The 26476-nt window shown below is 73.1% G+C and carries 27 protein-coding genes and 1 riboswitch; of the genes, 14 read left to right on the forward strand and 13 right to left on the reverse strand.

All coding sequences use genetic code 11. From position 1 onward, the window contains the following. Nucleotides 1–37: 37 nt before the first annotated feature. On the reverse strand, nt 38–3670 hold the full coding sequence (cobN, locus tag ASC82_RS27190) for a cobaltochelatase subunit CobN (RefSeq protein WP_056653357.1): 3633 nt from the start codon (nt 3668–3670) through the stop codon (nt 38–40). Between the two features lie 40 nt (nt 3671–3710). Beyond that, a riboswitch (cobalamin riboswitch) is annotated at nt 3711–3845 on the reverse strand. Between the two features lie 79 nt (nt 3846–3924). On the opposite strand from cobN, the gene ASC82_RS27195 reads away from it, so the two are divergent. The 4 genes from ASC82_RS27195 (at nt 3925) to ASC82_RS27210 (ending at nt 9173) form a co-directional block, all read left to right on the forward strand. Further along, nucleotides 3925–5232: a cobalamin biosynthesis protein CobG gene (locus ASC82_RS27195; protein WP_079039508.1), complete on the forward strand. Its 1308-nt coding sequence runs from the start codon at nt 3925–3927 to the stop codon at nt 5230–5232. Beyond that, nucleotides 5229–5882 carry a precorrin-8X methylmutase gene (locus tag ASC82_RS27200; protein ID WP_056653360.1) on the forward strand — a complete coding sequence of 218 codons (654 nt, stop codon included), beginning with the start codon at nt 5229–5231 and terminating at the stop codon, nt 5880–5882. Before ASC82_RS27195 ends, ASC82_RS27200 begins: the two co-directional genes overlap by 4 nt. Next, nucleotides 5879–7390, forward strand: a complete 1512-nt coding sequence (locus ASC82_RS27205; RefSeq protein WP_056653363.1) for a precorrin-2 C(20)-methyltransferase — start codon at nt 5879–5881, stop codon at nt 7388–7390. The genes ASC82_RS27200 and ASC82_RS27205 overlap by 4 nt, the downstream gene beginning before the upstream one ends. A gap of 373 nt (nt 7391–7763) precedes the next feature. Then, complete coding sequence (locus ASC82_RS27210; RefSeq protein ID WP_056653366.1) at nt 7764–9173, forward strand: PA14 domain-containing protein; 1410 nt, start codon at nt 7764–7766, stop codon at nt 9171–9173. Here ASC82_RS27210 and ASC82_RS27215 read toward each other — a convergent pair. Then, on the reverse strand, nt 9142–9894 hold the full coding sequence (locus tag ASC82_RS27215; protein ID WP_056654310.1) for a cobalt-precorrin-6A reductase: 753 nt from the start codon (nt 9892–9894) through the stop codon (nt 9142–9144). The genes ASC82_RS27210 and ASC82_RS27215 overlap by 32 nt on opposite strands. A 15-nt stretch (nt 9895–9909) precedes the next feature. Between ASC82_RS27215 and ASC82_RS27220 the strand changes: the two genes are divergently transcribed. Continuing rightward, nucleotides 9910–11037: a cobalt-precorrin-5B (C(1))-methyltransferase gene (locus ASC82_RS27220; protein ID WP_056653370.1), complete on the forward strand. Its 1128-nt coding sequence runs from the start codon at nt 9910–9912 to the stop codon at nt 11035–11037. Between the two features lie 69 nt (nt 11038–11106). Further along, entirely contained in the window at nt 11107–11676 is a 570-nt protein-coding gene (locus ASC82_RS27225; RefSeq protein ID WP_056653372.1) for a GNAT family protein, read from the forward strand. Here the strand turns inward: ASC82_RS27225 and ASC82_RS27230 are convergent. From ASC82_RS27230 to ASC82_RS30750, 5 genes are all read right to left on the reverse strand, one after another. Then, nucleotides 11664–12338 (reverse strand): hypothetical protein, encoded by a 675-nt coding sequence (locus ASC82_RS27230; protein WP_056653375.1) that lies wholly within the window; start codon nt 12336–12338, stop codon nt 11664–11666. The genes ASC82_RS27225 and ASC82_RS27230 overlap by 13 nt on opposite strands. Nucleotides 12339–12631: 293 nt before the next feature. Then, nucleotides 12632–13381, reverse strand: a complete 750-nt coding sequence (cobM, locus tag ASC82_RS27235) for a precorrin-4 C(11)-methyltransferase (protein WP_056653379.1) — start codon at nt 13379–13381, stop codon at nt 12632–12634. Continuing rightward, complete coding sequence (locus ASC82_RS27240) at nt 13378–14604, reverse strand: bifunctional cobalt-precorrin-7 (C(5))-methyltransferase/cobalt-precorrin-6B (C(15))-methyltransferase (protein WP_056653381.1); 1227 nt, start codon at nt 14602–14604, stop codon at nt 13378–13380. Before ASC82_RS27240 ends, cobM begins: the two co-directional genes overlap by 4 nt. A 51-nt stretch (nt 14605–14655) precedes the next feature. Next, nucleotides 14656–15861, reverse strand: coding sequence for an RNA-guided endonuclease TnpB family protein (locus tag ASC82_RS27245; protein ID WP_107105981.1), 1206 nt, complete (start codon nt 15859–15861; stop codon nt 14656–14658). Nucleotides 15862–16065: 204 nt separating this feature from the next. Then, a complete protein-coding gene (locus ASC82_RS30750) occupies nt 16066–16206 on the reverse strand; it encodes a DUF6126 family protein (RefSeq protein WP_185909431.1) in 141 nt (46 codons plus the stop codon). Nucleotides 16207–16345: 139 nt separating this feature from the next. On the opposite strand from ASC82_RS30750, the gene ASC82_RS27250 reads away from it, so the two are divergent. The 4 genes from ASC82_RS27250 to ASC82_RS27265 all read left to right on the forward strand — a co-directional run bounded on the left by ASC82_RS27250 (nt 16346) and on the right by ASC82_RS27265 (nt 18929). Further along, a complete protein-coding gene (locus tag ASC82_RS27250) occupies nt 16346–17422 on the forward strand; it encodes an LLM class flavin-dependent oxidoreductase (protein ID WP_056654317.1) in 1077 nt (358 codons plus the stop codon). A gap of 4 nt (nt 17423–17426) precedes the next feature. Next, a complete protein-coding gene (locus ASC82_RS27255) occupies nt 17427–18050 on the forward strand; it encodes an FMN reductase (RefSeq protein ID WP_056653385.1) in 624 nt (207 codons plus the stop codon). A gap of 70 nt (nt 18051–18120) precedes the next feature. Next, nucleotides 18121–18549 carry a universal stress protein gene (locus ASC82_RS27260; protein ID WP_056653387.1) on the forward strand — a complete coding sequence of 143 codons (429 nt, stop codon included), beginning with the start codon at nt 18121–18123 and terminating at the stop codon, nt 18547–18549. A gap of 5 nt (nt 18550–18554) precedes the next feature. Continuing rightward, nucleotides 18555–18929, forward strand: a complete 375-nt coding sequence (locus tag ASC82_RS27265) for a VOC family protein (protein ID WP_056654320.1) — start codon at nt 18555–18557, stop codon at nt 18927–18929. A 20-nt stretch (nt 18930–18949) separates the two neighbouring features. On the opposite strand, the gene ASC82_RS27270 is transcribed toward ASC82_RS27265, so the two are convergent. From ASC82_RS27270 to ASC82_RS27280, 3 genes are all read right to left on the reverse strand, one after another. Next, the gene (locus ASC82_RS27270) at nt 18950–20014 is read right to left on the reverse strand and encodes a MerR family transcriptional regulator (RefSeq protein WP_079039509.1); all 1065 of its coding nucleotides are present in this window, start codon (nt 20012–20014) and stop codon (nt 18950–18952) included. A gap of 110 nt (nt 20015–20124) precedes the next feature. Beyond that, nucleotides 20125–21000 (reverse strand): ABC transporter permease, encoded by an 876-nt coding sequence (locus ASC82_RS27275; RefSeq protein ID WP_056653391.1) that lies wholly within the window; start codon nt 20998–21000, stop codon nt 20125–20127. Continuing rightward, nucleotides 20997–21968: an ATP-binding cassette domain-containing protein gene (locus tag ASC82_RS27280; protein ID WP_056653394.1), complete on the reverse strand. Its 972-nt coding sequence runs from the start codon at nt 21966–21968 to the stop codon at nt 20997–20999. The genes ASC82_RS27275 and ASC82_RS27280 overlap by 4 nt, the downstream gene beginning before the upstream one ends. 165 nt (nt 21969–22133) lie before the next feature. Here ASC82_RS27280 and ASC82_RS30755 point away from each other — a divergent pair, with 165 nt between their 5' ends. Further along, nucleotides 22134–22442 carry a hypothetical protein gene (locus tag ASC82_RS30755; protein ID WP_056653397.1) on the forward strand — a complete coding sequence of 103 codons (309 nt, stop codon included), beginning with the start codon at nt 22134–22136 and terminating at the stop codon, nt 22440–22442. On the opposite strand, the gene ASC82_RS27290 is transcribed toward ASC82_RS30755, so the two are convergent. From ASC82_RS27290 to ASC82_RS27300, 3 genes are all read right to left on the reverse strand, one after another. Beyond that, nucleotides 22400–22825, reverse strand: a complete 426-nt coding sequence (locus ASC82_RS27290; RefSeq protein WP_056653401.1) for a hypothetical protein — start codon at nt 22823–22825, stop codon at nt 22400–22402. The two genes, ASC82_RS30755 and ASC82_RS27290, sit on opposite strands and share 43 nt — an antisense overlap. A gap of 71 nt (nt 22826–22896) precedes the next feature. Continuing rightward, the gene (locus ASC82_RS27295) at nt 22897–23289 is read right to left on the reverse strand and encodes a RidA family protein (RefSeq protein ID WP_242427819.1); all 393 of its coding nucleotides are present in this window, start codon (nt 23287–23289) and stop codon (nt 22897–22899) included. 73 nt (nt 23290–23362) lie between these two features. Beyond that, nucleotides 23363–24691, reverse strand: coding sequence for a PLP-dependent aminotransferase family protein (locus ASC82_RS27300; RefSeq protein WP_056653407.1), 1329 nt, complete (start codon nt 24689–24691; stop codon nt 23363–23365). Between the two features lie 76 nt (nt 24692–24767). Here ASC82_RS27300 and ASC82_RS27305 point away from each other — a divergent pair, with 76 nt between their 5' ends. Genes ASC82_RS27305 through ASC82_RS27315 form a run of 3 tightly spaced genes read left to right on the forward strand, consistent with a single transcriptional unit; the run spans nt 24768 to nt 26471 of the window. Next, nucleotides 24768–25565 (forward strand): alpha/beta hydrolase, encoded by a 798-nt coding sequence (locus ASC82_RS27305; protein WP_056653411.1) that lies wholly within the window; start codon nt 24768–24770, stop codon nt 25563–25565. A gap of 37 nt (nt 25566–25602) precedes the next feature. Next, complete coding sequence (locus tag ASC82_RS27310; protein WP_056653413.1) at nt 25603–26028, forward strand: hypothetical protein; 426 nt, start codon at nt 25603–25605, stop codon at nt 26026–26028. Nucleotides 26029–26039: 11 nt separating this feature from the next. After that, complete coding sequence (locus ASC82_RS27315; RefSeq protein ID WP_056653416.1) at nt 26040–26471, forward strand: hypothetical protein; 432 nt, start codon at nt 26040–26042, stop codon at nt 26469–26471. The last annotated feature ends 5 nt before the right edge of the window (nt 26472–26476 follow it).

The raw sequence follows: 26476 nt of genomic DNA on the forward strand, positions 1-26476 counted from the left end.
CGCGGATGAGGAGGGGTGCCGGCCCTCCTCGGGAGGGTCAGTCCTCCCGGTCGGAGTCCGCGGCGCCTTCGAGGTCGCCTTCGGTCTCCAGGAAGACCTGGCGCAGGGCGGCCAGGGTCTCCGGGTCCGGCTTCTCCCACATGCCGCGGGACTCGGCTTCGAGGAGGCGCTCCGCGATGCCGTGCAGGGCCCAGGGGTTGGCTTCCTTCAGGAAGGCCTGGTTGTCGGGGTCGAGGACGTACTCCTGGGTGAGCTTGTCGTACATCCAGTCGGCGACGACGCCGGTCGTGGCGTCGTAACCGAAGAGGTAGTCGACCGTGGCCGCCAGCTCGAACGCGCCCTTGTAGCCGTGGCGGCGCATCGCCTCGATCCAGCGCGGGTTGACCACGCGGGCGCGGAAGACCCGGGAGGTCTCCTCGACCAGCGTGCGGGTGCGGACCGTCTCCGGGCGGGTGGAGTCGCCGATGTACGCCTCGGGGGCCGTGCCCTTCAGCGCGCGGACGGTCGCCACCATGCCGCCGTGGTACTGGAAGTAGTCGTCGGAGTCGGCGATGTCGTGCTCGCGGGTGTCCGTGTTCTTCGCGGCGACCGCGATCCGCTTGTACGCCGTCTCCATCTCGGTGCGGGCCGGGCGGCCTTCGAGGCCGCGGCCGTAGGCGTAGCCGCCCCAGACCGTGTAGACCTCGGCGAGGTCGGCGTCGGTGCGCCAGTCGCGGCTGTCGATGAGCTGGAGGATGCCCGCGCCGTACGTCCCCGGCCGCGAGCCGAAGATGCGGGTCGTCGCGCGCCGCTCGTCGCCGTGCTCGGCCAGGTCGGCCTGCGCGTGCGCCCGGATGTAGTTGTCCGAGGACGGTTCGTCCAGGGCCGCCACCAGGCGTACCGCGTCGTCGAGGAGGCCGATGACGTGCGGGAACGCGTCGCGGAAGAAGCCGGAGATGCGGAGGGTGACGTCGATGCGGGGGCGGCCGAGCTCCTCCAGCGGGATCGGCTCCAGGCCGTTCACGCGGCGGGACGCGTCGTCCCAGAGCGGGCGGACGCCGAGCAGGGCGAGCGCCTCGGCCACGTCGTCGCCGGCGGTCCGCATCGCGCTCGTACCCCAGAGGGAGAGGCCGACGGAGGTCGGCCAGGAGCCGTTGTCCGTGCGGTAGCGCTCCAGGAGCGAGTCGGCCAGGGCCTGGCCCGTCTCCCACGCCAGGCGGGAGGGCACGGCCTTCGGGTCCACCGAGTAGAAGTTCCTGCCCGTCGGCAGGACGTTGACCAGGCCGCGGAGCGGGGAGCCGGACGGGCCCGCCGGGACGAAGCCGCCGTTCAGGGCGTGGACCGCGTGGGTCAGTTCGTCCGTCGTGGCGGCCAGGCGCGGGACGACCTGCTCGCAGGCGAAGCGGAGGATCGCCGACACGTCCGGGCCGTGCGCGGCGGCCACGGTCGCGACCGCGTCCACCGACCAGTTCGCGGCCTCCGTCGCCTCGACCAGCTCGCGCGCCGTCGCCTCCGCCTCGTCGGCCGTGGTGCGGGTCGCGGCCGACTCGTCGAGGCCCAGGGCCTCACGGAGGCCGAGGAGCGCCTGCGTACCGCCCCAGATCTGGCGGGCGCGCAGGATCGAGAGGACCAGGTTGACCCGGGCCTCACCCTCCGGGGCGCCGCCGAGGACGTGCAGGCCGTCGCGGATCTGGGCGTCCTTGACCTCGCACAGCCAGCCGTCGACGTGCAGCAGGAAGTCGTCGAAGCCGTCGTCCTCCGGCCGGTCCTCGAGCCCCAGGTCGTGGTCGAGCTTCGCCGCCTGGATCAGCGTCCAGATCTGGGCGCGGATCGCGGGCAGCTTGGACGGGTCCATGGAGGAGATCTGCGCGTACTCGTCGAGGAGCTGCTCCAGGCGCGCGATGTCGCCGTAGGAGTCGGCGCGCGCCATCGGCGGCACCAGGTGGTCGACGAGCGTCGCGTGCACGCGCCGCTTGGCCTGCGTGCCCTCGCCCGGGTCGTTGACGAGGAAGGGGTAGACGAGCGGGATGTCGCCGAGGGCCGCGTCGGGGCCGCAGGCGGCGGACAGGCCGGCGTTCTTGCCGGGCAGCCACTCCAGGTTGCCGTGCTTGCCCAGGTGGACCATGGCGTCGGCGCCGAAGCCGCCGTCCTCGGCACGGGCGGCGATCCAGCGGTAGGCCGCCAGGTAGTGGTGCGACGGCGGCAGATCGGGGTCGTGGTAGATCGCGATCGGGTTCTCGCCGAAGCCGCGCGGCGGCTGGATGAGGATCAGCAGGTTCCCGCGGCGCAGGGCGGCGAGCACGATGTCGCCCTCCGGGTTGCGGGAGCGGTCGAGGAACATCTCGCCGGGCGCCGGGCCCCAGTGCTCCTCGACGGACTCGCGGAGCTCCGAGGGGAGTTCGGCGTACCAGCGCTTGTAGTCGGCGGCCGGGATGCGGACCGGGTTCCGGGCCAGCTGCTCCTCGGTGAGCCAGTCCTGGTCGTGGCCGCCGGCCTCGATGAGGGCGTAGATCAGCTCGTCGCCGTCGCCGGAGACGAGGCCGGGGAGCTCCTCGGCCGGGCCGAAGTCGTATCCCTCGGCGATCAGACGGCGGAGGAGGGAGACGGCGGAGGCCGGGGTGTCCAGGCCGACCGCGTTGCCGATGCGGGAGTGCTTCGTCGGGTACGCGGAGAGGACGAGCGCCAGCTTCTTCTCGGCGTTCGGGATGTGCCGCAGGCGCGCGTGGCGGACGGCGATCCCGGCGACGCGGGCGGCGCGCTCGGTGTCCGCGACGTACGCGGGCAGGCCGTCGGCGTCGATCTCCTTGAAGGAGAAGGGGACGGTGATGAGGCGGCCGTCGAACTCGGGCACGGCGACCTGGCTTGCCGCGTCCAGCGGCGACAGGCCCTCGTCGTTCTCCTCCCAGTTCTCGCGCGAACCGGTCAGGCACAGCGCCTGGAGGATCGGCACGTCGAGCGCGGCGAGCGCGCCCGCGTCCCAGGCCTCCTCGTCGCCGCCGGCCTGCGCCTCCGCGGGCTTGGTGCCACCCGCGGCGAGGACGGTGGTGACGATCGCGTCGGCGGTACGGAGCCGGTCGAGCAGCTCCGGCTCCGGGGCGCGCAGGGACGCCACGTACAGCGGGAGCGCCTGGGCGCCCTGGTCCTCGATCGCCGCGCACAGGGTGTCCACGAAGGCGGTGTTCCCGCTCATGTGGTGGGCACGGTAGTACAGCACCGCGATCGTCGGGCCGTCCGTGCGCCGGGGCGTGCGCTCCAGCGGGCCCCAGGTGGGGGCGGCGGCCGGGGCCTCGAAGCCGTGGCCGGTGAGGAGGACGGTGTCGGAGAGGAAGCGGGCCAGCTGCTCCAGGTTCGCGGGGCCGCCGTGCGCGAGGTAGGCGTGCGCCTCGGTGGCGACGCCGACGGGGACGGTCGAGGTCTCCATCAGCTGGGCGTCGGGGGCCTGTTCGCCGCTGAGCACGACGACCGGCTTCCCGGTGGCGCGGATCGCGTCGATCCCCTCCTCCCAGGAGCGGAGGCCGCCCAGGAGGCGGACGACGACGAGCTCGACGCCGTCGAGGAGGCCGGGGAGGTCGGCGAGGGGCAGGCGGGAGGGGTTGGCGAAGCGGTACTCCACCGGGCCCTCGGCCGAGGCGGCGTTCGCCGCGCGGGCGCTGAGCAGGTCGGTGTCGGAGTGCGACAGCAGCAGAAGCATGGCGTGCGCAGGCCCTTCCTCGGGGTTGTCCGCGCCCCGGGTGGTCGTGTGGACGGCGGGAGTTCCTGACTCACCCGTGACCATCGCCGGTACGGGCTCACAGTGGCGGGACCGCGCCGGATTCTCACCGGGCTTCCTCCCCGGGGCCCTGGGACCCCATGCCGATCTGCATCCTAGATCGTGGCGTCGGCGGGGCGGGGCGGGCCGTGGAGTCGGCCGGATCACACTCGGTGGTGGCCCGGTGCCCCGTGGGTATGCTCGCCGCCATGCCGCCCACCCCACCCCCGACGCCCGAACGGGACGAAGCTCGCATTCGGGACCGTGGCGACGCCTGCCCCGGGGCGCTGCGCCTGCACGCCGCCGACGATGGCCGGCTGGCCCGACTGCGGCTGCCCGCAGGGCGCCTGACGAGTCGTCAGGTCGAGGTCCTGGCGACCGCGGCGGAGTCCCTCGGCGACGGGCGGATCAGTCTCACCTCCCGGGGAAACGCGGAGCTGCGCGGCCTCGCGGAGGAGTGCGGGGCGGAGCTCGCCGCACTGCTCGCGGAGGCGGGCCTGCTGCCCTCCCCCACCCACGAACGCGTCCGCAACATCGTCGCCTCCCCCGCCGCCGGCCTCGACGGACTCGGCGGCCCCGAGGTCCAGTTGTGGGCCCGCGCCCTCGACGGGCTGCTGTGCGCCGCACCCTGGGCGGCGGCGCTTTCCGGCCGTTTCCTGTTCGTCCTCGACGACGGCCGCGGCGACGTGGCAGGGCTCGGCGGCGATGTGACCTTGGTCGCAGTGGGGCCGGAATCCGCCCTTCTGTACGTCGGCGGGCTGGCCCTCAGGGTCCGCGGAGCCGACGCACCCCGGGCCGCGCTCGCCGCCGCCGGGGCCTTCCTCGACGCCGCCCGCGAGGCCGGGAACGGAGCCTGGCGCGTCCGGGAGCTCCCCGAGGGCCACGCCCCGGACGTCGCGGGCGCGCTCGACCGCGCGGGGATCGCGGCGGAGCCCGTACCGGCGGGGGAATCGCTGCTGGTCCTCGGGCAGCCGCTCGCCCCCGGACCGCTCGGCGCCACCGCCCTCTACGTCCTGGCACCCCTCGGCCGCCTCACCGCCGCCCAGCTGCGCGCGCTGCTGCCCGCCGAGGAGATCCGGCTGACGCCGTGGCGCGGCGCGGTCGTCGTCGGCGCGGCCGGTCCCGACCGGCTCGCCGCGCTCGCCGCTCCCCCGTACGGACTGATCACCCGGCCCGACTCCCCCTGGGCGGGCGTCAGCGCCTGCACCGGACGCCCCGGCTGCGCCAAGTCGCTCGCGGACGTCCGCGCCGACGCGGCCCCGGGACGGACCGGGCTCCCCGTCCACTACTCCGGGTGCGAGCGCCGCTGCGGGCATCCGCACGGCACCTGGGTCGACGTCGTCGCCACCGCCGACGGCACCTATCTGGTGGACGGCGTCCCCACCGCCCGTACCGCGCTGCCCGAAGCGGTGGCCACGGCCCGTACCGCCCCGCCCCCAGCGGTGACCACGGCCCGTACGAAGAGCGCCACCCCGACCACGACCGCCACCACGACGACGAGATGAGCGAGAGCACCAGGATGTTCGACTACGAGAAGGACGGGGCGGAGATCTACCGCCGGTCCTTTGCCACGATCCGCGCCGAGGCGGAGCTCGCGGGCCTGCCCGCCGACGTCGCCCAGGTGGCGGTCCGGATGATCCACGCCTGCGGCATGACCGATCTCGTCCAGGACATCGCCTACTCCCCCCAGGTCGTCACGAACGCCCGCGAGGCCCTGCGCGCCGGAGCCCCCATCCTCTGCGACGCGCAGATGGTCGCCAGCGGCGTCACCCGCAAGCGGCTGCCCGCCGACAACGAGGTGATCTGCACGCTCTCCGACCCGGCCGTGCCGGGCCTCGCCGCCGAGCTCGGCACCACCCGCTCCGCCGCCGCGCTCGAACTGTGGCGGGACCGCCTCGAAGGCTCCGTCGTCGCCATCGGCAACGCCCCCACCGCCCTCTTCCACCTCCTGGAGATGATCGCGAAGGGCGCGGGCAGGCCCGCCGCCGTCCTCGGCATCCCGGTCGGCTTCATCGGCGCCGCCGAGTCCAAGGACGCGCTCGCGGAGCAGACGCTCGGCCTCGACTACCTCGTCGTACGGGGACGGCGCGGCGGCAGCGCGATGACCGCCGCCGCGATCAACGCCCTCGCCCACGAAGCGGAGATCCAGGCATGAGCACGGGCACGAGCCAGGTCAAGGGCAAGGGCAAGCTGTACGGGGTCGGGCTCGGCCCCGGCGACCCGAACCTGATGACCGTCGCCGCGGTGAAGGCCATCGCGGCCGCCGACGTCGTCGCGTACCACTCGGCCCGCCACGGCCGCTCCATAGCGCGCTCCATCGCTGCCGAGCACCTCCGCGAGGACCACATCGAGGAGCGGCTCATGTACCCGCTCACGGTGGAGACCACGGACCACCCCGGCGGCTACCGGGGCGCCCTGAACGACTTCTACGAGGAGGCCGCGGCCCGCCTCGCCGCCCACCTCGACGCCGGCCGCACCGTCGCCGTCCTCGCCGAGGGCGACCCGCTCTTCTACGGCTCGTACCAGCACATGCACAAGCGGCTCGCGGACCGCTACGACACGACCGTCATCCCCGGCGTCACCTCGGTGAGCGCCGCCGCCGCCCGGCTCGGCGAGCCGCTGTGCGAGGCGGAGGAGGTCCTCACGATCATCCCCGGCACGCTGTCGGAGGACGAGCTGACGGCCCGTCTCGCGGGCACCGACTCGGCGGTCGTGATGAAGCTCGGCCGCACCTTCCCCACCGTGAAGCGCGCCCTGGAGCGGGCCGGCCGGCTCGACGACGCCCGGTACGTGGAGCGGGCGTTCATGGCGGGCGAGCGGACGGCGAAGCTGGACGAGGTGGACCCGGAGTCCGTCCCGTACTTCTCCGTCGCGGTCCTCCCCTCCCGCGTCGACCAGGAACCGCCGGTACGGGAGCGGGGCGAGGTCGTCGTCGTCGGCACCGGCCCGGCCGGCGCGCCCTGGCTGACGCCCGAGTCGCGCGGCGCGCTCGTCAACGCCGACGTCCTCGTCGGCTACACCACCTACCTGGACCGGGTGCCCGAGCTGCGCCCCGGGCAGATCCGGCACGGCTCCGACAACAAGGTCGAGTCGGAGCGCGCCGAGTTCGCGCTCGACCTGGCCCGGCGCGGCCGGAAGGTCGCGGTCGTCTCCGGCGGCGACCCGGGCGTCTTCGCCATGGCCACCGCCGTCCTGGAGGTCGCCTGCGAACCGGAGTACGCGGACGTGCCCGTACGCGTGCTCCCCGGCGTGACCGCCGCCAACGCGGCCGCCGCCGCGGCGGGCGCCCCCCTCGGCCACGACTACGCCACGATCTCGCTCTCCGACCGGCTCAAGCCGTGGGACGTCATCGAGGCCCGGCTGCGCGCCGCCGCCGGCGCCGACCTGGTCATCGCCCTCTACAACCCGGGCTCCAAGTCCCGTACGCACCAGGTGGCCGCGGCCCGCGACCTCCTCCTGGAGCTGCGCTCCCCGGAGACCCCGGTGGTCGTCGCCCGTGACGTGGGCGGCCCGGAGCAGTCGGTGCGCGTCCTGACCCTGAAGACCCTGGACCCGTCCGAGGTCGACATGCGCACCCTGCTCCTCGTCGGCTCGTCGCAGACGCAGGCGGTGGAGCGGGCGGACGGCAGGACGATCGCCTGGACGCCGCGCCGGTACGGCTGACGCAGGGTCACGGGGCGGCCGGGGTCCGTCCGGCGGATCAGGGCCGCCGGACAGGACCCGGCCCCGGGTGAGGTGCCCGGACCTGCCCGGTCCGGGTACTCGACGCGGACGGTCTTCCCGTCCGGGGAAAAGGTGCCGCCGAGCGGGCAGGCGGGCGCCGGGCGGGCAGGCGGGCGCCGGGCGGGCGGGCGCCGGCGCCGGGCGGGCGGGCGCCGGCGCCGGGCGGGCGGGCGCCGAGCGGAATGCCCTGTCGCGCAGAGGGAACCGGCAGGTAGAGTCCCGTTCCGGCCGCGGCCCGGCCTCACCCGCCCGGCCCGCCTCCCCCACGCATCACCTGTTCCCCATAGGTCCGGAAAGGGCCCCTCTCCCTGTGATGACTCGTACCCGGCTGAGCGCGCTGGCCACGACGGCCGCCCTCGTCGCCTCCGGCGGTCTGCTGACCGCCACCCCGGCCGCAGCGGCCGTCACCTGCAACTCCCCGTTGTGGAAGGCGGAGTACTACGCCAACACCACCCTCACGGGCACGCCCAAGCTGACCACCTGCGACAGCGTGATCTCCGAGAACTACGGCCTCGGCGACCCGGCCGTCACCACGCTCCCCAAGGACAACTTCGGCGTCCGCTGGACCCTCACCCGCGACTTCGGCTCCGGCGGCCCCTTCACGTTCACCGCCGAGGCGCAGGACGGCATCCGCGTCAGCCTCGACGGCGTCCGCAAGATCGACCTCTGGAAGAACAACTCCACCACCCAGAAGAAGACGGTCGACCTCACCATCCCGTCCGGCCGCCACACGATCGTCGTGCACTACGTGACCTGGACGGGCGCGGCGAACGTCAAGGTCGCCTACACGCCCCGCACTTCGGCGACGGTGGACAAAATCCGCCCGCTCACGCCCGCCGGGTTCACCGTCGCGTACGACAAGACCCTCAACCAGGTCACCTCGCGCTGGACGGCGAACAAGGAGATGGACCTCGCCGGCTACCGCGTCTACCGACGCCTCACCGGCACCACCGCCTGGTCCCGCGTCGGCGGCACCACCTCGCCGCTCACCGCCACCACGTTCACCAACAGCCCCCCGCCCACGGGCCAGGCGTACGCGTACGAGATCCGCGCCGTGGACAAGGCGGGCAACGAGTCCGTCGGCACCGTCGACCTGCCGATCACGTCCGTGGACCGTACGGCTCCGGGCGCGCCGATCGGCCTGAAGGCGGTCGAGAACGCCCTCCGGGGTGTCGATCTGACGTGGACCGCCCCCACGGCGACGGACGTGGCCGCGTACCGCGTGTACAGCGACGGCACGCTCGTCGACACGGTCACCGCCACCGCGTACAGCAACCAGTGGCTGACGCCCGGTACGACGTACGCGTACACGGTCCGGGCCGTGGACCGGGCCGGGAACGTCTCCGCCGCCGCCTCGGCCTCGTTCACGCGCAGCGGCGACCTCGTCGCCCCCGCGCCGATCACCGGGCTCAAGGCGACCCCGCGCGAGGACGGCGTGTTCCTGGAGTGGACACCGAGCCCCGAGTCCGATGTGAAGTACTACCGGATCTACAGGGCCGAGTGGTACGACAACGGCGAGGGCGAGACGGGGTGGGTCGCGTACAAGCTCGGGGACTACCTCGGCCCCGACGCCTCGTCCTACCTCCACGGCAGCGCGCCCGACGGCGAGAACGTGCTCTACGGCGTGGTCGCGACGGACACCTGGGGCAACGAGATGGACGCGACCGACCCGGGCATGAACTGGGTCGAGGTCACCGAACTCGGTACTCCGGAAGCCGGGTAGCCACCCACGCGGCGGCCTCCTCGGGGGTCGCCGCCACGGGGACGCCCTCCGGGACCGGGGGGCGGCGGACCACCACGACCGGGATGCCCGCCTCGCGGGCCGCGGTCAGTTTCGGGGCGGTCGCCGCGCCGCCGCTGTCCTTCGTCACCAGGACGCCGATGCGGTGCCGGGCAAGCAGCTCCCGCTCACCGTCCAGGGTGAAGGGCCCCCGGTCGAGGAGGACCTCGGTGCGGGCCGGCATCGGGGCGTCCGGGGCGTCGACCGAGCGGACCAGGAACCACTCGGGGCGGTCCGCGAAGGCCGCGAGGCCCATACGGCCCGTGGTCAGGAAGACCCGGTCGCCGAGGCCGTCCAGGGCCCCGGCCGCCTCCTCCAGGGAGGCCACCGAGTGCCAGTCGTCGCCCGCCACCGGGACCCAGCCGGGACGGCGCAGCGCCAGCAGGGGAACATGGGCGGAGGCGGCCGCCCGGGCCGCGTTGAAGCTGATCCGCTCGGCGAAGGGATGGGTGGCGTCGATGACCGCGTCCACGGCGTGCTCGCGCAGCCAGGCCGCGAGACCGTCCGCACCGCCGAACCCGCCGATCCGGACCTCACCGGCCGGCAGCCGGGGACTCGCCACCCGCCCCGCGAGGGAGCTGGTGACCCGTACGTCGGATTCGCCGTGGAGCAGGCCGGCGAGCGCGCGGGCCTCGGTCGTCCCTCCGAGAATGAGTATGTGCAGCACAGGAGCCTCTTCATGAAAGCGGGCGGCGGGCGCGAGGCCCAACTCAAGCACACCGGTCTGCGCCCGGGGTGGACGACCGGTGCCTGTGCGACGGCGGCGACGACCGCCGCGTACACGGCCCTCCTCACCGGCGATTTCCCCGACCCCGTGACGATCACGCTGCCGAAGGGACAGACGCCGGCGTTCGCGCTGACCGCGGAGTCCCTGGCGGACGGGTCGGCCATGGCGGCCGTCGTGAAGGACGCCGGCGACGACCCGGACGTCACGCACGGCGCCGTGATCCGCTCGACGGTACGGCTCCTGCCGCCCGGCTCCGGCATCGTCTTCCGGGCGGGCGAGGGCGTCGGCACGGTCACCCTCCCCGGCCTCCCCCTCGACGTGGGCGAACCGGCGATCAACCCCGTCCCCCGGCAACTGATGCGCGAGCACGTCGCCGCGGTCGCCGCCCGGCACGGGGCGCCCGGGGACGTCGAGATCACCGTCTCCGTCGACAACGGCGCCGAGATCGCCCGCTCCACCTGGAACCCGCGCATCGGCATCCTCGGCGGCCTGTCGATCCTCGGCACGACCGGCGTCGTCGTCCCGTACTCCTGCTCGGCCTGGATCGACTCCATCCGGCGGGGCGTGGACGTGGCCCGCGCGGGCGGCCTCACGCACGTCGCGGGATGCACCGGCTCGACCTCCGAGAAGACCGTCGCGGGGATGTACGAGCTGCCGGAGATCGCCCTCCTCGACATGGGCGACTTCGCGGGCGCGGTCCTCAAGTACATCCGCCGCCACCCCGTGGACCGGCTCACCGTCTGCGGCGGCTTCGCCAAGCTGTCCAAGCTGGCCGCGGGCCATCTGGACCTCCACTCGGCCCGCTCCCAGGTGGACAAGGGCTTCCTCGCCGACCTGGCCCGCACCGGCGGCGCCTCGGAGTCCCTGGCGGCGGAGATCGCCGAGGCGAACACGGGCCTCGCCGCCCTCCGCCTCTGCGAGGCCGCCGGCGTGCCCCTCGGCGACCTCGTCGCCGCCCGCGCCCGCGACGAGTCCCTCGCGGTCCTGCGCGGCGCGCCGGTCGCGGTGGACGTGATCTGCATCGACCGAGCGGGCACGGTCGTGGGCCGCTCGTCGGTACGGGGGCCGGGCGACTCGTAGCCCGACGACGCCCGACGCGGCGCGTAAATCGCCGCGACAGCGCAGACTCCCGCCGCGGAGAATCCGGGGATGACCGACTTCTCGCACAAGCCCACCCTCCCCGGTGACCTGGTGATCCTCCGTCCCGTCACCGAGGAGGACGTGCCCGCGCTGCTGCCGCTCTACGAGGACGCGGAGGTCATGCGGCTGACCGGCTGCCACACGCACTTCGAGGAGCCGGCGCTCCGGAAGTGGTACGCCTCCCGGGGCGCGCAGGACGACCGCCTCGACCTCGCGGTCGTGGAGCGGGCGACGGGCCGGGTCGTCGGCGAGGCCGTGCTCAACGAGTGGGACGAGGAGAACGAGAGCTGTTCGTTCCGCATCGTCTTCGTCCCGGACGCCGTCGGCCGCGGACTCGGTACGGAGGCGACCCGTCTGATCGTCGGCCACGGCTTCGAGGCGCTCGGCCTCCACCGGATCTCCCTGGAGGTCTACGCCTTCAACCCCCGCGCCCGCCGCGCCTACGAGAAGGCCGGCTTCACCGCCGAGGGCGTCCTGCGCGGGGCCCTGCTGTGGGAGGGCGAACGGGTGGACGCGACGGTGATGTCGATCCTGGCACCGGAGTGGGCACCGGCTCGACGGGGCTCTCAGGCCGGGTAGCCGATCTCCCGTACGTCCTCCGCGAGGCCCGCTAGGTCGGTCTCCGGATTGAGGGTCGCCACGAGCTCCGGGGTCAGGGGGCGGAGGGCGAGGACGTGGCGTACGGCTTCGAGGTCGACGGGCCGTTCGTAGTAGTCCGCGGCCCACTCCGCGTACGCCTCGGCCGAACGGTCCACGAGCAGGTGGAGGAGGCGGCCGGAGCCGTCCGGGTCCTCGTGGTCGTCGAGGTCGGGGAAGGCGACCGGTCCCGTCCGCCAGGCCGTGTCCGCGGTCTCGCGCCACAGGCAGGCGGTGGTCACGTGCACCCCGTCCTCGTCCGTGAAGGCGGGCTCCGTCAGGTACTCCCGGAAGGCCTCCGGGACCCCGTCGAGCACCCCGGGCCAGGTCTGCCCGTCCGCGAGCGGCCCGAACGGGCTCAGCGGCGACTCGTGGTCGAAGACGCGCGCGTACGCCCCCGCCGGCGAGAGGACGATCGTGTACTCACCGCCCTGGCCGTCCTTCATCGACGCCAGCTGCTCGCTCTCCGACCAGTGCGCGTCGAAGGAGTAGTACCGGCCCTCCCACTCCGGGCAGAGGACGGCGTCCAGCATCGCGAGCCCCCGGGAGTGGTCGCGCAGTTCCTCGATGCCCGGCAGCGCCCGGGCCACGTCGTAGACAGTCACCGGTCCATGAGACAACACGGCCCCGGCGGCCGACGTGCGGCCCCCTCGGCCCGAACCTAGGCTTACCGGGACATACCCCCCACGAGCGAGAGGGAGTCCCATGGCGAAGCGAGGCAACAAGCGGCGCGCCCGCAAGAAGAAGAACGCGAATCACGGCAAGCGGCCGAACGCGTAGGGCGGCGGACGCGGCGGGGCCCCGGGGATCGGACTCCTCGGGGCCCCGCCGCGCGCGGTCAGCGGACGGGTCCGTCAGCGGATGCGGCCGTGAGCAGACGGGGCCGTGGATGCGGCGGTCAGCACACGTGACGGTCGCGCGCCGGGTCGTACAGGTGGCTGTCGCGGAACTCCTTCGCCGCGAGCGTGCGGCCGACCAGGATCACCGCCGTCTTCGTGATGCCGGCGTCCTTCACCTGGCCCGCGATGTCCTCCAGGGTGCCCCGCAGGACGAGCTCGTCGGGGCGGCTGGCCATCGCCACGACGGCGGCCGGGCAGTCCGCGCCGTAGTGGGGGACGAGCTCGGAGACGATCCGGTCGACGTAGCGGGCGCCGAGGTGGAGGACGAGCAGGGCGCCGCTGCGGCCGAGGGTCGCGAGGTCCTCGCCCTCGGGCATCGGGGTGGCCTGCTGGGCGATCCGGGTGAGGATCACCGTCTGGCCGACGGTGGGGACGGTCAGCTCCCGCTTCAGCGCCGCGGCCGCCGCCGCGAACGCCGGGACGCCCGGCACGACCTCGTACGGGATCTCCAGCGCGTCGAGGCGGCGCATCTGCTCCGCCACCGCGCTGAAGACGGACGGGTCGCCGGAGTGCAGGCGGGCGACGTCCTGGCCGGCCTCGTGGGCGGCGGCGATCTCCGCGACGATCCGGTCCAGGTCGAGCTGGGCCGTGTCGACGAGCCTGGCCTCCGGCGGGCATTCGGCGAGCAGCTCGGTGGGAACGAGGGAACCGGCGTAGAGGCAGACCCCGCACTTCGCGAGGGTCCGCGCGCCGCGCACGGTGATGAGGTCGGCGGCGCCCGGGCCCGCTCCGATGAAGTAGACGGTCATGCTCGTTCTCCTGACTTGGTGACGGACCACTGCGTGACGGGCATCGCCTGGCGCCAGCCCGTGAACCCGCCCACCGGCACGGCCGCGGCGACGGCGAGCCGGACCAGTTCGCCGCCGTGGCGGCGGTAGCGGTCGGCGAGCAGCGCCTCGGATTCGAGGGTGACGGTGTTGGCGACGAGCCGGCCGCCGGGCGGGAGCGCGTCCCAGCAGGCGTCGAGCAGGCCGGGGACGGTGAGGCCGCCGCCGATGAAGACGGCGTCGGGGGCGGGGAGGCCGTCGAGCCCCTCCGGTGCCTTCGCGGTGACGACGCGCAGGGCGGGGACGCCGAGGGCGTCGGCGTTACGGGTGATGCGCGCGGCGCGCTCCGGGGACTTCTCGACGGCGATCGCCCGGCAGGTGCGGTGGGTGCGCATCCATTCGATGCCGATGGAGCCGGAGCCGCCGCCGATGTCCCAGAGGAGTTCGCCGGGGGCGGGGGCGAGCGCGGCGAGCGTGGCGGCGCGGACGTACCGCTTGGTGAGCTGTCCGTCGTGCTCGTACGCCTCGTCGGGCAGGCCGGGCGCGGCGCCGAGCCGGAGGGTGTCCGGGTCGCGTACGCAGTCGAGGGCGAGGACGTGGAGGGCGTCGGTCCGCTCGTACGGCCAGTCGGCGGCGGTCGCGTCGAGGAGCCGCTCGGCGGGCCCGCCGAGCTGTTCGAGGACGCGGACGCGGGTGCCGCCCCAGCCGGTGCGGCGCAGCAGCGCGGCGACCTCGGCGGGGGTGCCGGGGCCTTCGCCGAGGACGAGGAGCCGGCGGCCGGGGTGGAGGGCGGCGGAGAGCGCGGCGAGCGGCCTGGCGACGAGGGAGACGGTCTCGGTGTCCTCCAGGGGCCAGCCGAGGCGGGCGCAGGCGTACGAGACGGAGGACGGGTGCGGGTGGACGCGGAGGCGGTCGGACCCGAGGATCTCCGTCAGCGTGCGGGCGATCCCGTAGAAGGACGGGTCCCCGCTGGCGAGGACGGCGACCTCGCGGCCCTCGTGGGCGGCGAGCAGTCCGGGGACGGCGGGCCGGAGGGGGGAGGGCCAGGCGATCCGCTCGCCGGGGCACTCGCCGGCGGGGAGGAGAGCGAGCTGGCGGGGGGCGCCGATGAGGACCTCGGCGGCCTGCAGCACGCGGCGGGAGCGCTCGGGGAGTCCGTCCCAGCCGTCCGCGCCGATTCCGACGACCGATATCGCAGCGTTCACGTCCGGGACTCTACTTGACTGCTTCCCGCCCGAAGGGAGGGAATTCCTGGCTCAGACGGCCTGGTGGGGCAGCGCCTCACCAGGTCTTATGTCCTCAGCGCCAGCAGGGCACAGACCAGCCCTGACGAGCATCACGCGGGCGGAGTTCTTGTCCCGAGGAAACGAAACTCCACATACGGAGCAGGTGTAGACACGCATCCCCAGCGGCAGGACGTGCTTGGCTCTCGCTCCGCACTGCGCGCAGTCCATCGTGGTGTGCGCGGGGTGTACCAGGTGCACGGTACGACCGTGCTTGCGGCCCATCTCGATCAGGACTCGCTTGGTGATGCCGATGGCGGCGTCTGCGGCTTTCCTGGCCATGGTGGTCTTGGCCAGGAACTTCGGCCGGAAGTCCTCCACTGCGATGGCGTCATGGTCACGGACCACACGCTTGGCCCACTTGCGTGCGGTGTCCTCTCGTCGACGCGCGACCTTCTTGTGCTGCTTGGCGCGCAATTGTTTCGCCTCGCGGTATCCCTTCGAGGCGGCCTCACCCTTCTTCGGCTTGCGCCGGGCCATCATCCGGTCGTAGCGCGTCAACCTCGGCTGGGCCTTCTTGCCGTACTCGGCATGCGCCAGATCATGCGCATCGGACGTGGTGGTTGCGGTCTCCGTCACACCCCAGTCGACACCGATCACCCGACCGGTCGCGGGCAGCGGTTCGACCGGGGCGGGAACGACGAACGAACAGTGCCAGTGCCCGATGACATCGCGGTACACCCGCACGCTGGACGGGTCGGCCGGGAGATCCCTCGACCACACCACCCTCAGCACGATCCCACCCGCCAGGCATAGGAGACCGTTCTTGATACGGAATCCGCGTCGGGTGTAGTTCAGGCTCGGGTCGGTCTCCCGCTTCCTCTTGTATCTGGGCATCCCCGCTCGCCTGTGCGTCGGCAGCCGGTCCTTGATGTCCTTCTGTGCTTTGGCGCGGGAGGCGCTGAAGTCACGGATGATCTGCTGCTGCGAAACCGAGGATCCCTCACGTAGCCAAGGGGTACTCAGCCGGGCCTGTGTCAGCATCCTGTCGAGCTGCGCGGGGCCACACGTCTCCCTCTCACCCGTGGCCTTGTTGCGCTCGTGCACATGCTTGGACTTGGCGACGCACTCGTTCCAGACCCAACGGTTCCGGTCCCACTCCGCCAGCAACGCGGCCTGCGCCGTGGGCGACACACGAAGCCGGTACGTGTACCGGGCCACATCCATGATCGCCCCCATGTCACATGTACCCGCCTCGCCGGGCCCCGGATGTCGCCACTTCCCGAACCTTCCGCGAGCACCGTACGTGCGAGCACCGCACACTCATGTCCCGATTTCCGACCACCACACCACCCAGCGATCGAAGGAACGCGCGTTCGCTTCGAGCGGCCGAGCCCCCTCTCGCAAGCACGTCGGCTTCACGTGGGGCAGGCCACGCAAGTGCTACTTCTGGGCGTTCTGCCCCACGTAGAAGAGGAGCCAGACGAAGCCGGCGAAGGCGTGGGTGGCGAAGACGTACACGAAGACGCGGAGCATCACGCCCCGCTCCTTCCAGCGTTCGTTGTCGTACGTCTTGTCGGTCATGCGCTCCAGGGTACGGGCCGGGGCGGGCCGGGGGCGGGCCGGAATACGGAGAGGGGTCGCACCGTTGGACGTGATGGTTTAAGATTCAACCACTGGTCCGGATCGGGGCCGGGAAACAGGAACGCGAGAGGTGAGCACGATGCAGTTCGGGATCTTCACCGTCGGCGACGTGACGACCGACCCCACCACCGGCCGCACCCCCACCGAGCACGAGCGGATCAAGGACACCGTCGCCATCGCGCTCAAGGCCGAGGAGGTCGGGCTGGACGTCTTCGCCACCGGCGAGCACCACAACCCGCCCTTCGTGCCCTCCTCCCCCACCACCCTCCTCGGGCACATCGCCGCCCGCACGGAGAACCTGATCCTCTCCACGTCCACGACCCTCATCACCACCAACGACCCGGTGAAGATCGCCGAGGACTACGCGACGCTCCAGCACCTCGCCGAGGGCCGCGTGGACCTGATGATGGGCCGCGGCAACACCGGGCCGGTCTACCCGTGGTTCGGGCAGGACATCCGCCAGGGCATCCCGCTCGCCATCGAGAACTACGCGCTCCTCCACAAGCTGTGGAGGGAGGACGTGGTCGACTGGGAGGGCAAGTTCCGCACGGCCCTCCAGGGCTTCACGTCCACCCCGCGCCCCCTCGACGGCGTCCCGCCGTTCGTCTGGCACGGCTCCATCCGCTCCCCCGAGATCGCCGAGCAGGCCGCCTACTACGGCGACGGCTTCTTCGCGAACCACATCTTCTGGCCCAAGCAGCACACCGAGAAGATGGTCCGGCTCTACCGGCAGCGGTACGCGCACTACGGCCACGGCACCCCCGAGCAGGCCATCGTCGGCCTCGGCGGCCAGATCTTCATGCGCAAGAACTCCCAGGACGCGGTACGGGAGTTCCGCCCGTACTTCGACAACGCGCCCGTCTACGGCCACGGCCCGTCCCTGGAGGAGTTCTCCCGGGAGACCCCGCTGACCGTCGGCTCCCCGCAGGAGGTCATCGAGCGCACCCTGTCCTTCCGCGACTACGTGGGCGACTACCAGCGCCAGCTGTTCCTCGTCGACCACGCGGGACTGCCCCTCAAGACCGTCCTGGAGCAGCTCGACATCCTCGGCGAGGAGGTCGTCCCGGTCCTGCGCAAGGAGTTCGCCAACCTGCGCCCGGCCGGCGTCCCCGCCACCGCCCCGCTCCACCCCGCCGTACGCACGAAGGAGGCATGAGGTCATGCAGACCCTGAAGCTGGTCGCGGTCTCCGCCGGACTCAGCGCGCCCTCCTCCACCCGGCTGCTCGCCGACCGGCTGCTCCAGGCCGCCCGGTACCGGCTGGCCGAGCAGGAGTACGCCGTCGACGTCCAGGTCGTCGAACTGCGCGACCTGGCCCTCGACATCGCGAAGAACTTCGTCACCGGCTTCCCCTCGGAGAAGCTCCAGGACGCGATCGACGCGGTGACCGGCGCGGACGGGGTCGTCGCGGTGACCCCGGTCTTCACGGCCTCGTACAGCGGTCTCTTCAAGTCGTTCTTCGACCTGATCGACCCGGCGGCCCTGACCGGCACCCCCGTCCTCGTCGGCGCGACCGGCGGCACCGCCCGCCACTCCCTCGTCCTGGACCACGCCCTGCGCCCGCTCTTCGCCTACCTGCGGGCCCACGTCGTCCCGACCGCCGTCTACGCGGCCTCGGAGGACTGGGGCTCGGGCGGCGACGAGTACACAGATGGCCTGCCGTCCCGCATCACCCGGGCGGGCCACGAACTGGCGGACGCGGTCGCGGCGCGGCCGTCGCGGTCGGCCGAGGAGGACGAGATCGTCCCCTTCGAGAAGCAGTTGGCCGACCTGCGACTGGATTGACCTGTTTGTTACGTTGTGAGGGAGCTGCCCTGCATTCCCTGGGGTTCCCGACAACGAACGGAGGTCGGCGATGGCCGGCGGCAGGATCGTGGTGGGTGTGGACGGATCGGCGCCTTCCCTGAAGGCGCTGAAGTGGGCGGCCGCGCAGGCCGCCCTCACCGGGGACTCCCTCCAGGCGGTGATCAGCTGGGAGTACCCGGCCTCCTGGGCGACGCTCATGCCGGGCGTACCGCCGGAGTTCGACCCCGAGCGGCTCGCCAAGCAGATCCTCGACGAGTCCCTGGACACGGCCCTCGACCCGAAGGTCGCCGCCGCGACCACCCGCACGGTGATCGGCGGCAACGCCCCGCAGGCCCTGCTCGACGCGGCGAAGGGCGCGACGCTCCTCGTCGTCGGCGACCGCGGCTATAGCGGCTTCAAGGCGGCGGTCCTCGGCTCGGTCTCGTCCCACGTCACCCAGCACTCCCCCTGCCCCGTCGTCGTCGTCCGCGGAGAGTGACCACCATGGACATCAAGCTGGAACTGATCGGCGTCCCCGTCACCGACATCGACCGCGCCAAGGCCTTCTACGAGCAGGTCGGCTTCCACGCCGACCACGACATCCCGGTCAGCGACGACATCCGCTTCGTCCAGATGACCCCGCCCGGCTCGGCCTGCTCGATCGCCTTCGGCAAGGGCATCACGGAGATGGCCCCGGGCTCCCTCGACAACATGCAGGTCGTCGTCACCGACATCGAGAAAGCCCACGCCGACCTCACCGCCCGCGGCATCGAGGTCACCGAGATCGACGACCAGCCCTGGGGCTCCTTCGTCTACTTCGCCGACCCCGACGGCAACCGCTGGGCCGTCCAGCAGACGACTCCGCGCACGGCGGGCTAGCACGGCGGGCTAGCGCCCCCCTACGGCACGACGTCCGCCACCACGCAGGACACGTTGTCCGGGCCGCCCCGCCCGTCCGCGAGCGCCAGGTCGGCGAGCGCCCGGACCGTGTCCTCGGGGCCGGCGCCCGCCGCGAGGACCCCGTGCAGCTCCGCCTCCGGCACGACCGCCGAGAGGCCGTCCGTGCACAGCAGCCAGCGGTCGCCGGGCTTCCCCTCGTACAGGGTCAGATCCGGTACGGGGCCGCCGTCCGCGCCGTCGAGGGCCCGCAGGAGCAGCGCCCGGTCCGGGTGCGCCGCCGCCTCCGCCGGGTCGAGCTCGCCGGCCTCCACCCGCTCCTGGACGACCGTGTGGTCCCGGGTGAGGCGCCTGAGCGCGCCGTCGCGCAGGAGGTACGCCCGCCCGTCCCCGACGTGGGCGAGCGCGAGCCGGTCGCCCGTCCACACCCCGGCCGTCAGGGTCGTCCCCGAGCCGGGCGCGGCAGCCCCGACCGCCGTGTCCGCGCGGCGGACGCCCTCCTCCAGGGCGTTGAGCAGGTCGCCCGGCCGTTCGGGCGCCGGGAGCAGCGCCTCGATCTCCGCGAGCGCGGCCGTCGCCGCCCTCTCCCCCGCCTCCCCGTAGCCGTCCGCGACGGCGAGCAGCCGCGGTCCCGCGTGCGCCCGGTCCTGGTTGCTCGCCCGCACCCGTCCGCGCTCCGAGAGCGCGGCGGAGAGCAGGCCGTACGGCCGTGCGTTCATCGTCGTCGTCATGTCCGTGGGTCCTCCCAACCGGTCCACCAGGGAGGCCGCCAGGTCCCGCCGCGCCGCCGTCTCCGCCTCGACCCGCGCCCAGTAGGCGCGGACCGTGCGGGCCGCCGCCCCCGGGTCCGTACCGTGCAGCGCGCACACGTCCCGGACCTCGGCGAGCGGCATCCCGATCCGCCGCAGCCAGGCCACCAGGCGCGCCCGCTCCACCTGCGCCCCCGCGTAGTAGCGGTAGCCGCTGTACGCGTCGACGCGGGCGGGTGTCAGCAGGCCGAGCTCGTCGTAGCGGCGCAGCGCCTTGGCGGAGAGCCGGGACGCGCGGGCGAACTCCCCGATCGTCATGAGCCGTTCCACCGGCGTGCCACCTCCCCGTACCGGACGCCCCGTCGGCCTCCGGCACCGCCGATGCTGGGCCTTCCCCCGCGGGGAAGGTCAACATCCCCCCGCCGGCGCTACTTCCGGTTGTACAGCCTCATCGTGAACGAGCCGAAGACGACCACGAACAGCGCCGACCAGCCCAGCGTCCAGGCGATGTCCGCGCCCGGCCAGTTGCCCGCCATCAACTCGCGTACCGCCGTCGCGAGATGGGTCACCGGGTTGTTGTTCACGAAGGCCTGGAGCCAGCCCGGCATCGTCTTCGGGTCGACGAAGACGTTGGAGAGGAAGGTGAGGGGGAAGATCACCATCATCGAGACGCCCATGACGGACTTCTCACTGCGCAGCAGCAGGCCGAACATCGTCCAGATCCACGAGAACGCGAACGAGAACACCAGCAGCAGCGCGACGCCGAGCAGGATGCCCGGCAGCCCGCCGTCCGGCCGGTAGCCGATGATCACGCCGACCGTGAGCATGACCGCCGAGGCGATCAGATAGCGGACGACGTCGCCGAGGAGGTAGCCGACCATCGGCGCGGGCCGCCAGATCGGCAGGGTGCGGAAGCGGTCGAAGACGCCCTTCTCGATGTCGGTGTTGACCGAGACGCCCGTGTACATCGTGATCATCACGACGCTCATCACGAGGATGCCCGGCAGCAGGAACTGGATGTACTCGTCGACCGAGCCGGCCAGCGCGCCCCCGAAGAGGTACGTGTACATCAGCACCATCATGATCGGGAACGCCGTCACGTCGAACAGCTGCTCCGGCACGTGCTTGATCTTCAGCATCGCCCGCCAGCCGAAGGTCAGCGACGCGGCGAGTGCGCCGGGGCGCGGCGGACGGGCCCGTCCCGTGAACAGCGCAGCGAGTTCGTCCGCCTTCGGGGCGACGAAGTCGAGGGCGTCGGTCGTCTGCGTGTCCTTGCCGGTGGTGACGGTGGTGCCGGTGCTCATGCCGTCGTTCCCTTCCGGTCGGTGAGGGCGAGGAAGACCTCGTCGAGGCTCGGCTGTCCCAGCGCGAAGTTGTCGACCGTGATCCCGGCCCTGGACAGCTCGGCGAGGGCGCGGGCGGCCTGCTCGGCGGCGCCCAGGTCCGTCCCGTGGCCGTTGACGGTGGCGGTCAGCGCGACGGGGTCGGGGTCGAGCTGGACGGTGGCGTTGAGGGAGCTCCGGAGGACCCGCTCGGCCTCGGGGCGCTGCTCGGGGTCCCGGAGGCGTACGTGCACCGAACCCGAGCCGACGGAGGCCTTCAGCTCGCCCTTCGTGCCCTCCGCGATCACCTTGCCGTGGTCGATGACGGCGATGCGGGACGCCAGCTGGTCCGCCTCGTCCAGGTACTGCGTGGTGAGGAGGACCGTCGTGCCCTGGGCGACGACCGCGCGGACGATGTCCCAGACCTGGTTGCGGCTGCGCGGGTCGAGGCCGGTCGTCGGTTCGTCGAGGAACAGCAGGTCGGGGGTGTTGAGGATGGACGCGGCGATGTCGATGCGGCGCCGCATGCCGCCCGAGTAGTTCTTGATCTGCTTGTCCGCCGCCTCCGCCAGGCCGAACGCGGCGAGCAGCTGCCCGGACCGCTCGCGGGCGTCGGGGCGGGTGTGGCCGAGGAGCCTGCCGAGCAGGACCAGGTTCTCGGTGCCGGTGAGGTCCTCGTCGACGGAGGCGTACTGGCCGGTGAGGCTGACCCGGCCGCGTACGGCGTCGGCGTCCTTCACGACGTCCTTGCCGAAGACGCTGGCCCGGCCGCCGTCGGGGCGGAGGAGGGTCGCGAGCATCTTGACGGCGGTGGTCTTGCCGGCGCCGTTGGGGCCGAGGACGCCGTAGACCGTGCCGGCGGGGACGTGCAGGTCGATGCCGTCGACGGCGCGGTTCGTACCGAAGACCTTGACCAGGCCTTCGGTCTCGATGGCGAGGTCGGTGGTCATGCCGTTCCTCCGGGACGAAGGGAGTACGGACCTCTCCTTGCTCGGAAAGAGAGCGCTTCTCCCAGTCTCCGTCGGCTCTCCGCTTCTCGCCACGGCGGAGGAGCGCCGCCGGCCTTCCTCACCCTGGGGCTCGTCCGCTCCTGGGGCGAGGTCTTCCCCCGGTGGATGCCCTTCCTCGGCGGGCGCCGGGTGAACCCGAGGGCCGCGACGGGCGCGGCCTTCGCCGGGGTGGCGGGGCTGTGCGCGATCGTCGCGTGGGGCGTGTACGCCTCGATCGCGGACCTCGGGCCCGGCATCCCCGCCTCTCCGGCGCAGGACGCCCTGCTGATCGCCTGCTACACGCCCCTGCCGGCCCGGCCGGTGCTCGTCGCCGCCGTGGCGGCCTCGTACTGCCGGCGCCGGACCTCAGCGGGTCGGGGTCAGGGTCGGGGTCAGTACGGCGCCGGGCGGCCCGCGGCGTCCTCGTGGGTGTAGTAGAGGTAGAACGCGCCGGCGGTGACGCCCGCCCCGATGATCAGGCCGAGGACGGTCGCCGACAGGATGCTCACGTCGGACAGGCTGTAGAGGAAGCCGACCGCGATGCCCGCGAGGCTGCCCCAGGCCGCCGCGTGGAGCTCGCGCGGCAGTCTGTGCCCGACGCGGTGCAGCCCGTACACCGCCGTGGCGAGCACGACCGCCGAGATCAGTCCGAGCCAGAACTGTCCCCAGCTGACCGGGGAGCCGGACTTCGCGATGAAGGCCGCGTACCAGCCGTAGAAGACGCCGAGTACGGCGGGCAGTATCCAGCCGTAGGTCCTGCTCGTGCTGCTCGTAGCGCTCGCCCGGCGCCGGGCCGGTACCGCTGCGTGTGCGGCCATGGCATGAGCTCCTTCGTCTCTCGCCCCCGCACCCTCCAGGGCACACCCGCGCCCGGCGCCCCGCAAGTGGATCAGGCGCTCGGGGGCCGGACGGCGACGGCGTCGATCTCGAAGAGCATGCCCGGCAGGGCGAGCGCCGCGACCCCGCTGAGGGTCTGCGCGGGCAGCCGCTCGCCGAAGTGCGCGTGCAGGGCCTTGCCGAGGACCTCCAGCTTGGCGAGGTCGTGCTCGACGATGTACGAGCCGAGGCGGACGACGTGGTCGAGGCCGAGGCCGACGCCCTCCAGGGCGAGCCGCAGGTGGGTGAGCGAGAGCTCGACCTGGGCGGCGAAGTCCCCGGGGACGGGGGCTCCGGTGGCGTCGGAGGCGTACTGACCGCCGATGAAGACGAGCTCGCCCGGCGCGGAGACGGCGTGGCTGTAGCCGAAGGGGGTGGGGTCGTGGAGCGTGGCGGGGTTGGTGATGACGCGCTGGTCGGTGACGGCGGCGGGCGAAGAGTCGGCGGTGGTGGGTGCGAAGTCGTTCACCCGCGCACCCTCAGGCCACTCCCCCGGCCAGCGCCGCCAGGCGGCCCAGCGCCCCGTCCAGGACCGCGCGGGGCGGCGAGGCGAGGCCCACCCGGATCGCGTCCGGGGCCGTGCCGGGGCCGACCGCGAAGGCGCTCCCGGGGGTGACCGCCACGCCCGCGCGCTCGGCCGCCGCCGCGAAGGTCTCCGCCCGCCAGGGCGCGGGCAGCTCCCACCAGCAGTAGTAGGCGTGCGGGGAGGTCCGTACGGCGTGGCCGCCGAGGTGGCGCAGGACCAGGGCGTGCCGCGCCGCCGTGTCCGCGCGCTTGGCGGCGACGGCCTCGGCGACCGTGCCGTCCCCGGCCCAGCGGGTCGCGGCCGCGAGCGCGAGCCCGCCCGCCGTCCAGGCACCCGAGCGCAGCGCGTCGCCCGCCGCCGCCCGCAGCCGCGCGGGCACGACGAGGTAGCCGACGGTCAGGCCGGGGGCGAGCCGCTTGGAGAGGCTGTCCACCAGCAGGACCCGCTCGGGGGCGAGGGCGGCGAGCGGCGCGGGCGCGTCCGGCACGAGGAAGGCCCAGGTGGTGTCCTCGACCGCCGTCAGGTCCAGGCGGCGCAGCAGCTCGGCCAGTTCGGCCCGGCGGCCTTCGCCCGCCGTCGCGGAGAGCGGGTTGTGCAGGGTCGGCTGGAGGTAGACGGCGGCCAGCGGGGTCGCCCGGTGGGTCGCCGCGAGCGCCTCCGGCCGGACCCCCTCCGCGTCGAGGGCGAGCGGCACGAGCCGGATGCCGAGCCGGTCGGCCACCGCCTTGACCAGCGGATACGTGAGGGCTTCGACGCCCAGTCGGCCGCCGGGCGGGACGAGTGCGGAGAGCGCGGCGGCGATGGCCTGGCGGCCGTTCCCGGCGAAGAGGACGCTCTCCGGGTCCGGCGCCCAGCCGGGCCGGGCGAGGACGGACGCCGCCGCTTCCCGGGCCTCCGGGGTGCCGGTGGCGGCGGCCGGGCCCGAGACGGCCTCGGCCAGGACGTCGGGCCGGGCGAGCGCCGCGAGCGCGCGGGCCATCAGCTCCGACTGCCCCTCCGCGACCGGGTAGTTGAGCTGGAGGTCGACGGGCGCGGCGCCGGTGGCCTCGGCGAGCGCGGGTCCGGGCAGCGGCGGCGCGGCCCGGACGAAGGTGCCGCGGCCGACCTCGCCGACGACCAGGCCGCGGCGGGCGAGCTCTCCGTAGACGCGGATGGCCGTCGAGTTCGCGATCCGGTGGCGGCGGGCGAAGACCCGCTGCGGCGGCAGCCGGTCGCCGGGCCGCAGCCGCCCGTCCCGTACGGCCGCCTCGACCCGGTCCGCGATCCTCCGGTACTCGTCCATGCCGTCCCCTCCCACGATTGCACCGAGAGCAAAGATCTCATTGCACCGAGCGATTGCCGCTGCCTAGCCTGCCGTCATGCGCTTCACCGACACCCTCGCCACCCGGCTCTACTTCGAGGACCGGGGCAGCGGCCCCGCGCTCCTCCTCGTCCACGGCCACCCCTTCGACCACACGATGTGGCAGCCCCAGATCGACCGTTTCTCGCTCACGCACCGGGTGATCGCCCCCGACCTGCGCGGCTACGGCATCACCCCGCTCGGCGCGATGCCCGAGGTCACCGGCCTCGGCGACTTCGCCGAGGACCTCGTCACCCTCCTCGACGACCTGGGGATCGAGGAGGCCGTCGTCGCCGGCCTCTCCATGGGCGGCCAGATCGCCATGGAGCTCCACCGCCGCCACCCCGAGCGCGTCCGCGGCCTCGTCCTCGCCGACACCTTCCCCGCCGCCGAGACCGAGGAGGGCAAGGCCGTGCGGAACGCCATGGCCGACCGGCTGCTCAAGGAGGGGATGCAGGGGTACGCCGACGAGGTCCTGGACCGGATGGTCGCCCCGTACAACACCCATGCCGCGCCGCACGTCCACCGCATGATGTGCGCGACCGACCCCGCAGGCGCCGCGGCGGCCCTGCGGGGCCGGGCCGAGCGACCCGACTACCGCGAGTCGCTCACCACCGTCGCCGTCCCCGCGCTCGTCGTGGTCGGCCGGGACGACACGTACACGCCGGTCGAGGACGCGGAGGAGATGCACGCGCTGCTGCCCGACTCCACGCTCGCCGTGATCGAGCGGGCCGCGCACCTGCCCAACCTGGAACGGCCCGAGGAATTCGACGCCGTACTCGACTCCTACCTTCGCTCACTCGTTCGGCTCAACTGAAAGTTCGGAATCGTACGATCGCTCCCACGATGGGGTCATGAGCCAGAACACAGCACCCCGCAAGCCGAGCACCGCCGGAGCCTGGGCCAGCGGCGGCACCCTCTTCGCCGGTGTCCTCATGCTGGTCACGGGATTCATGGACGTCTTCCAGGGCATCGCCGGGATCGCCGAGGACGACGTCTACACCCGGGTCGGCGACTACGTCTTCAAGTTCAACCTCACCACCTGGGGCTGGATCCACCTGATCCTCGGCGTCATCCTCGCCATCGCCGGCTACGGCATCCTCAAGGGCGCCGAGTGGGGACGGGTCGCCGGCATCGCGCTGGCCTCCCTCAACGTCCTCTTCCAGTTCCTCTTCCTGCCGTACCAGCCGTGGTGGGCGCTCTTCTCCATGGCCATCTCGATCTTCGTGATCTGGGCGCTGGCCACGGACGACGCCTACGGCCGCGACGAGAAGTTCTGAGGCGGCGGCCCATGCGACGCACCGCGGGACTCACCCTCGCCCTCGCCGCCACGACGGCCCTCGCCCTCACCGGCTGCGACACCATCGCGGACACGGCCGGGGACGTCGTCTCCTCCGCGACGGCCGCCGTCGCCTCGGCGGCCGAGGAGAAGATGAACGAGGTCAAGGACGGGGTGAACGCCACCGCCGACGTGAAGGCGGGGGAGACGAGCACCGACGGGGACCGCACGGTCGCCGAGATCACGGCGACCAACCCGAAGGACAAGAACGCCGACTACACGATCATGGTCAACTTCCGTGACGACGGCGGGAATCTGCTCGACTCGGTCGTCCTGAACATCAACGGCGTCGAGCCGGGAGCCTCCAAGTCCGGTACGGCCCGCAGCAATCGGACGCTCTCGGGCGCAACCACCGCGGAAATCGCACAGGCTTTGCGACACTGAAGGAC

Origin of the sequence: Streptomyces sp. Root431 (genome assembly GCF_001426585.1) — a bacterium.
Taxonomy (GTDB): Bacteria; Actinomycetota; Actinomycetes; order Streptomycetales; family Streptomycetaceae; genus Streptomyces; species Streptomyces stackebrandtii.

What these genes read in the sequence shown, in the direction of transcription:
- cobN (WP_056653357.1), bottom strand. Translation starts at nt 3,670, where the DNA reads ATGCTTCTGCTGCTGTCGCACTCCGACACCGACCTGCTCAGCGCCCGC.
- ASC82_RS27195 (WP_079039508.1), top strand. Translation starts at nt 3,925, where the DNA reads ATGCTCGCCGCCATGCCGCCCACCCCACCCCCGACGCCCGAACGGGAC.
- ASC82_RS27200 (WP_056653360.1), top strand. Translation starts at nt 5,229, where the DNA reads ATGAGCGAGAGCACCAGGATGTTCGACTACGAGAAGGACGGGGCGGAG.
- ASC82_RS27205 (WP_056653363.1), top strand. Translation starts at nt 5,879, where the DNA reads ATGAGCACGGGCACGAGCCAGGTCAAGGGCAAGGGCAAGCTGTACGGG.
- ASC82_RS27210 (WP_056653366.1), top strand. Translation starts at nt 7,764, where the DNA reads ATGACTCGTACCCGGCTGAGCGCGCTGGCCACGACGGCCGCCCTCGTC.
- ASC82_RS27220 (WP_056653370.1), top strand. Translation starts at nt 9,910, where the DNA reads ATGAAAGCGGGCGGCGGGCGCGAGGCCCAACTCAAGCACACCGGTCTG.
- ASC82_RS27225 (WP_056653372.1), top strand. Translation starts at nt 11,107, where the DNA reads ATGACCGACTTCTCGCACAAGCCCACCCTCCCCGGTGACCTGGTGATC.
- cobM (WP_056653379.1), bottom strand. Translation starts at nt 13,381, where the DNA reads ATGACCGTCTACTTCATCGGAGCGGGCCCGGGCGCCGCCGACCTCATC.
- ASC82_RS27245 (WP_107105981.1), bottom strand. Translation starts at nt 15,861, where the DNA reads ATGGGGGCGATCATGGATGTGGCCCGGTACACGTACCGGCTTCGTGTG.
- ASC82_RS30750 (WP_185909431.1), bottom strand. Translation starts at nt 16,206, where the DNA reads ATGACCGACAAGACGTACGACAACGAACGCTGGAAGGAGCGGGGCGTG.
- ASC82_RS27250 (WP_056654317.1), top strand. Translation starts at nt 16,346, where the DNA reads ATGCAGTTCGGGATCTTCACCGTCGGCGACGTGACGACCGACCCCACC.
- ASC82_RS27255 (WP_056653385.1), top strand. Translation starts at nt 17,427, where the DNA reads ATGCAGACCCTGAAGCTGGTCGCGGTCTCCGCCGGACTCAGCGCGCCC.
- ASC82_RS27260 (WP_056653387.1), top strand. Translation starts at nt 18,121, where the DNA reads ATGGCCGGCGGCAGGATCGTGGTGGGTGTGGACGGATCGGCGCCTTCC.
- ASC82_RS27265 (WP_056654320.1), top strand. Translation starts at nt 18,555, where the DNA reads ATGGACATCAAGCTGGAACTGATCGGCGTCCCCGTCACCGACATCGAC.
- ASC82_RS27270 (WP_079039509.1), bottom strand. Translation starts at nt 20,014, where the DNA reads ATGACGATCGGGGAGTTCGCCCGCGCGTCCCGGCTCTCCGCCAAGGCG.
- ASC82_RS27275 (WP_056653391.1), bottom strand. Translation starts at nt 21,000, where the DNA reads ATGAGCACCGGCACCACCGTCACCACCGGCAAGGACACGCAGACGACC.
- ASC82_RS27280 (WP_056653394.1), bottom strand. Translation starts at nt 21,968, where the DNA reads ATGACCACCGACCTCGCCATCGAGACCGAAGGCCTGGTCAAGGTCTTC.
- ASC82_RS30755 (WP_056653397.1), top strand. Translation starts at nt 22,134, where the DNA reads ATGCCCTTCCTCGGCGGGCGCCGGGTGAACCCGAGGGCCGCGACGGGC.
- ASC82_RS27290 (WP_056653401.1), bottom strand. Translation starts at nt 22,825, where the DNA reads ATGGCCGCACACGCAGCGGTACCGGCCCGGCGCCGGGCGAGCGCTACG.
- ASC82_RS27300 (WP_056653407.1), bottom strand. Translation starts at nt 24,691, where the DNA reads ATGGACGAGTACCGGAGGATCGCGGACCGGGTCGAGGCGGCCGTACGG.
- ASC82_RS27305 (WP_056653411.1), top strand. Translation starts at nt 24,768, where the DNA reads ATGCGCTTCACCGACACCCTCGCCACCCGGCTCTACTTCGAGGACCGG.
- ASC82_RS27310 (WP_056653413.1), top strand. Translation starts at nt 25,603, where the DNA reads ATGAGCCAGAACACAGCACCCCGCAAGCCGAGCACCGCCGGAGCCTGG.
- ASC82_RS27315 (WP_056653416.1), top strand. Translation starts at nt 26,040, where the DNA reads ATGCGACGCACCGCGGGACTCACCCTCGCCCTCGCCGCCACGACGGCC.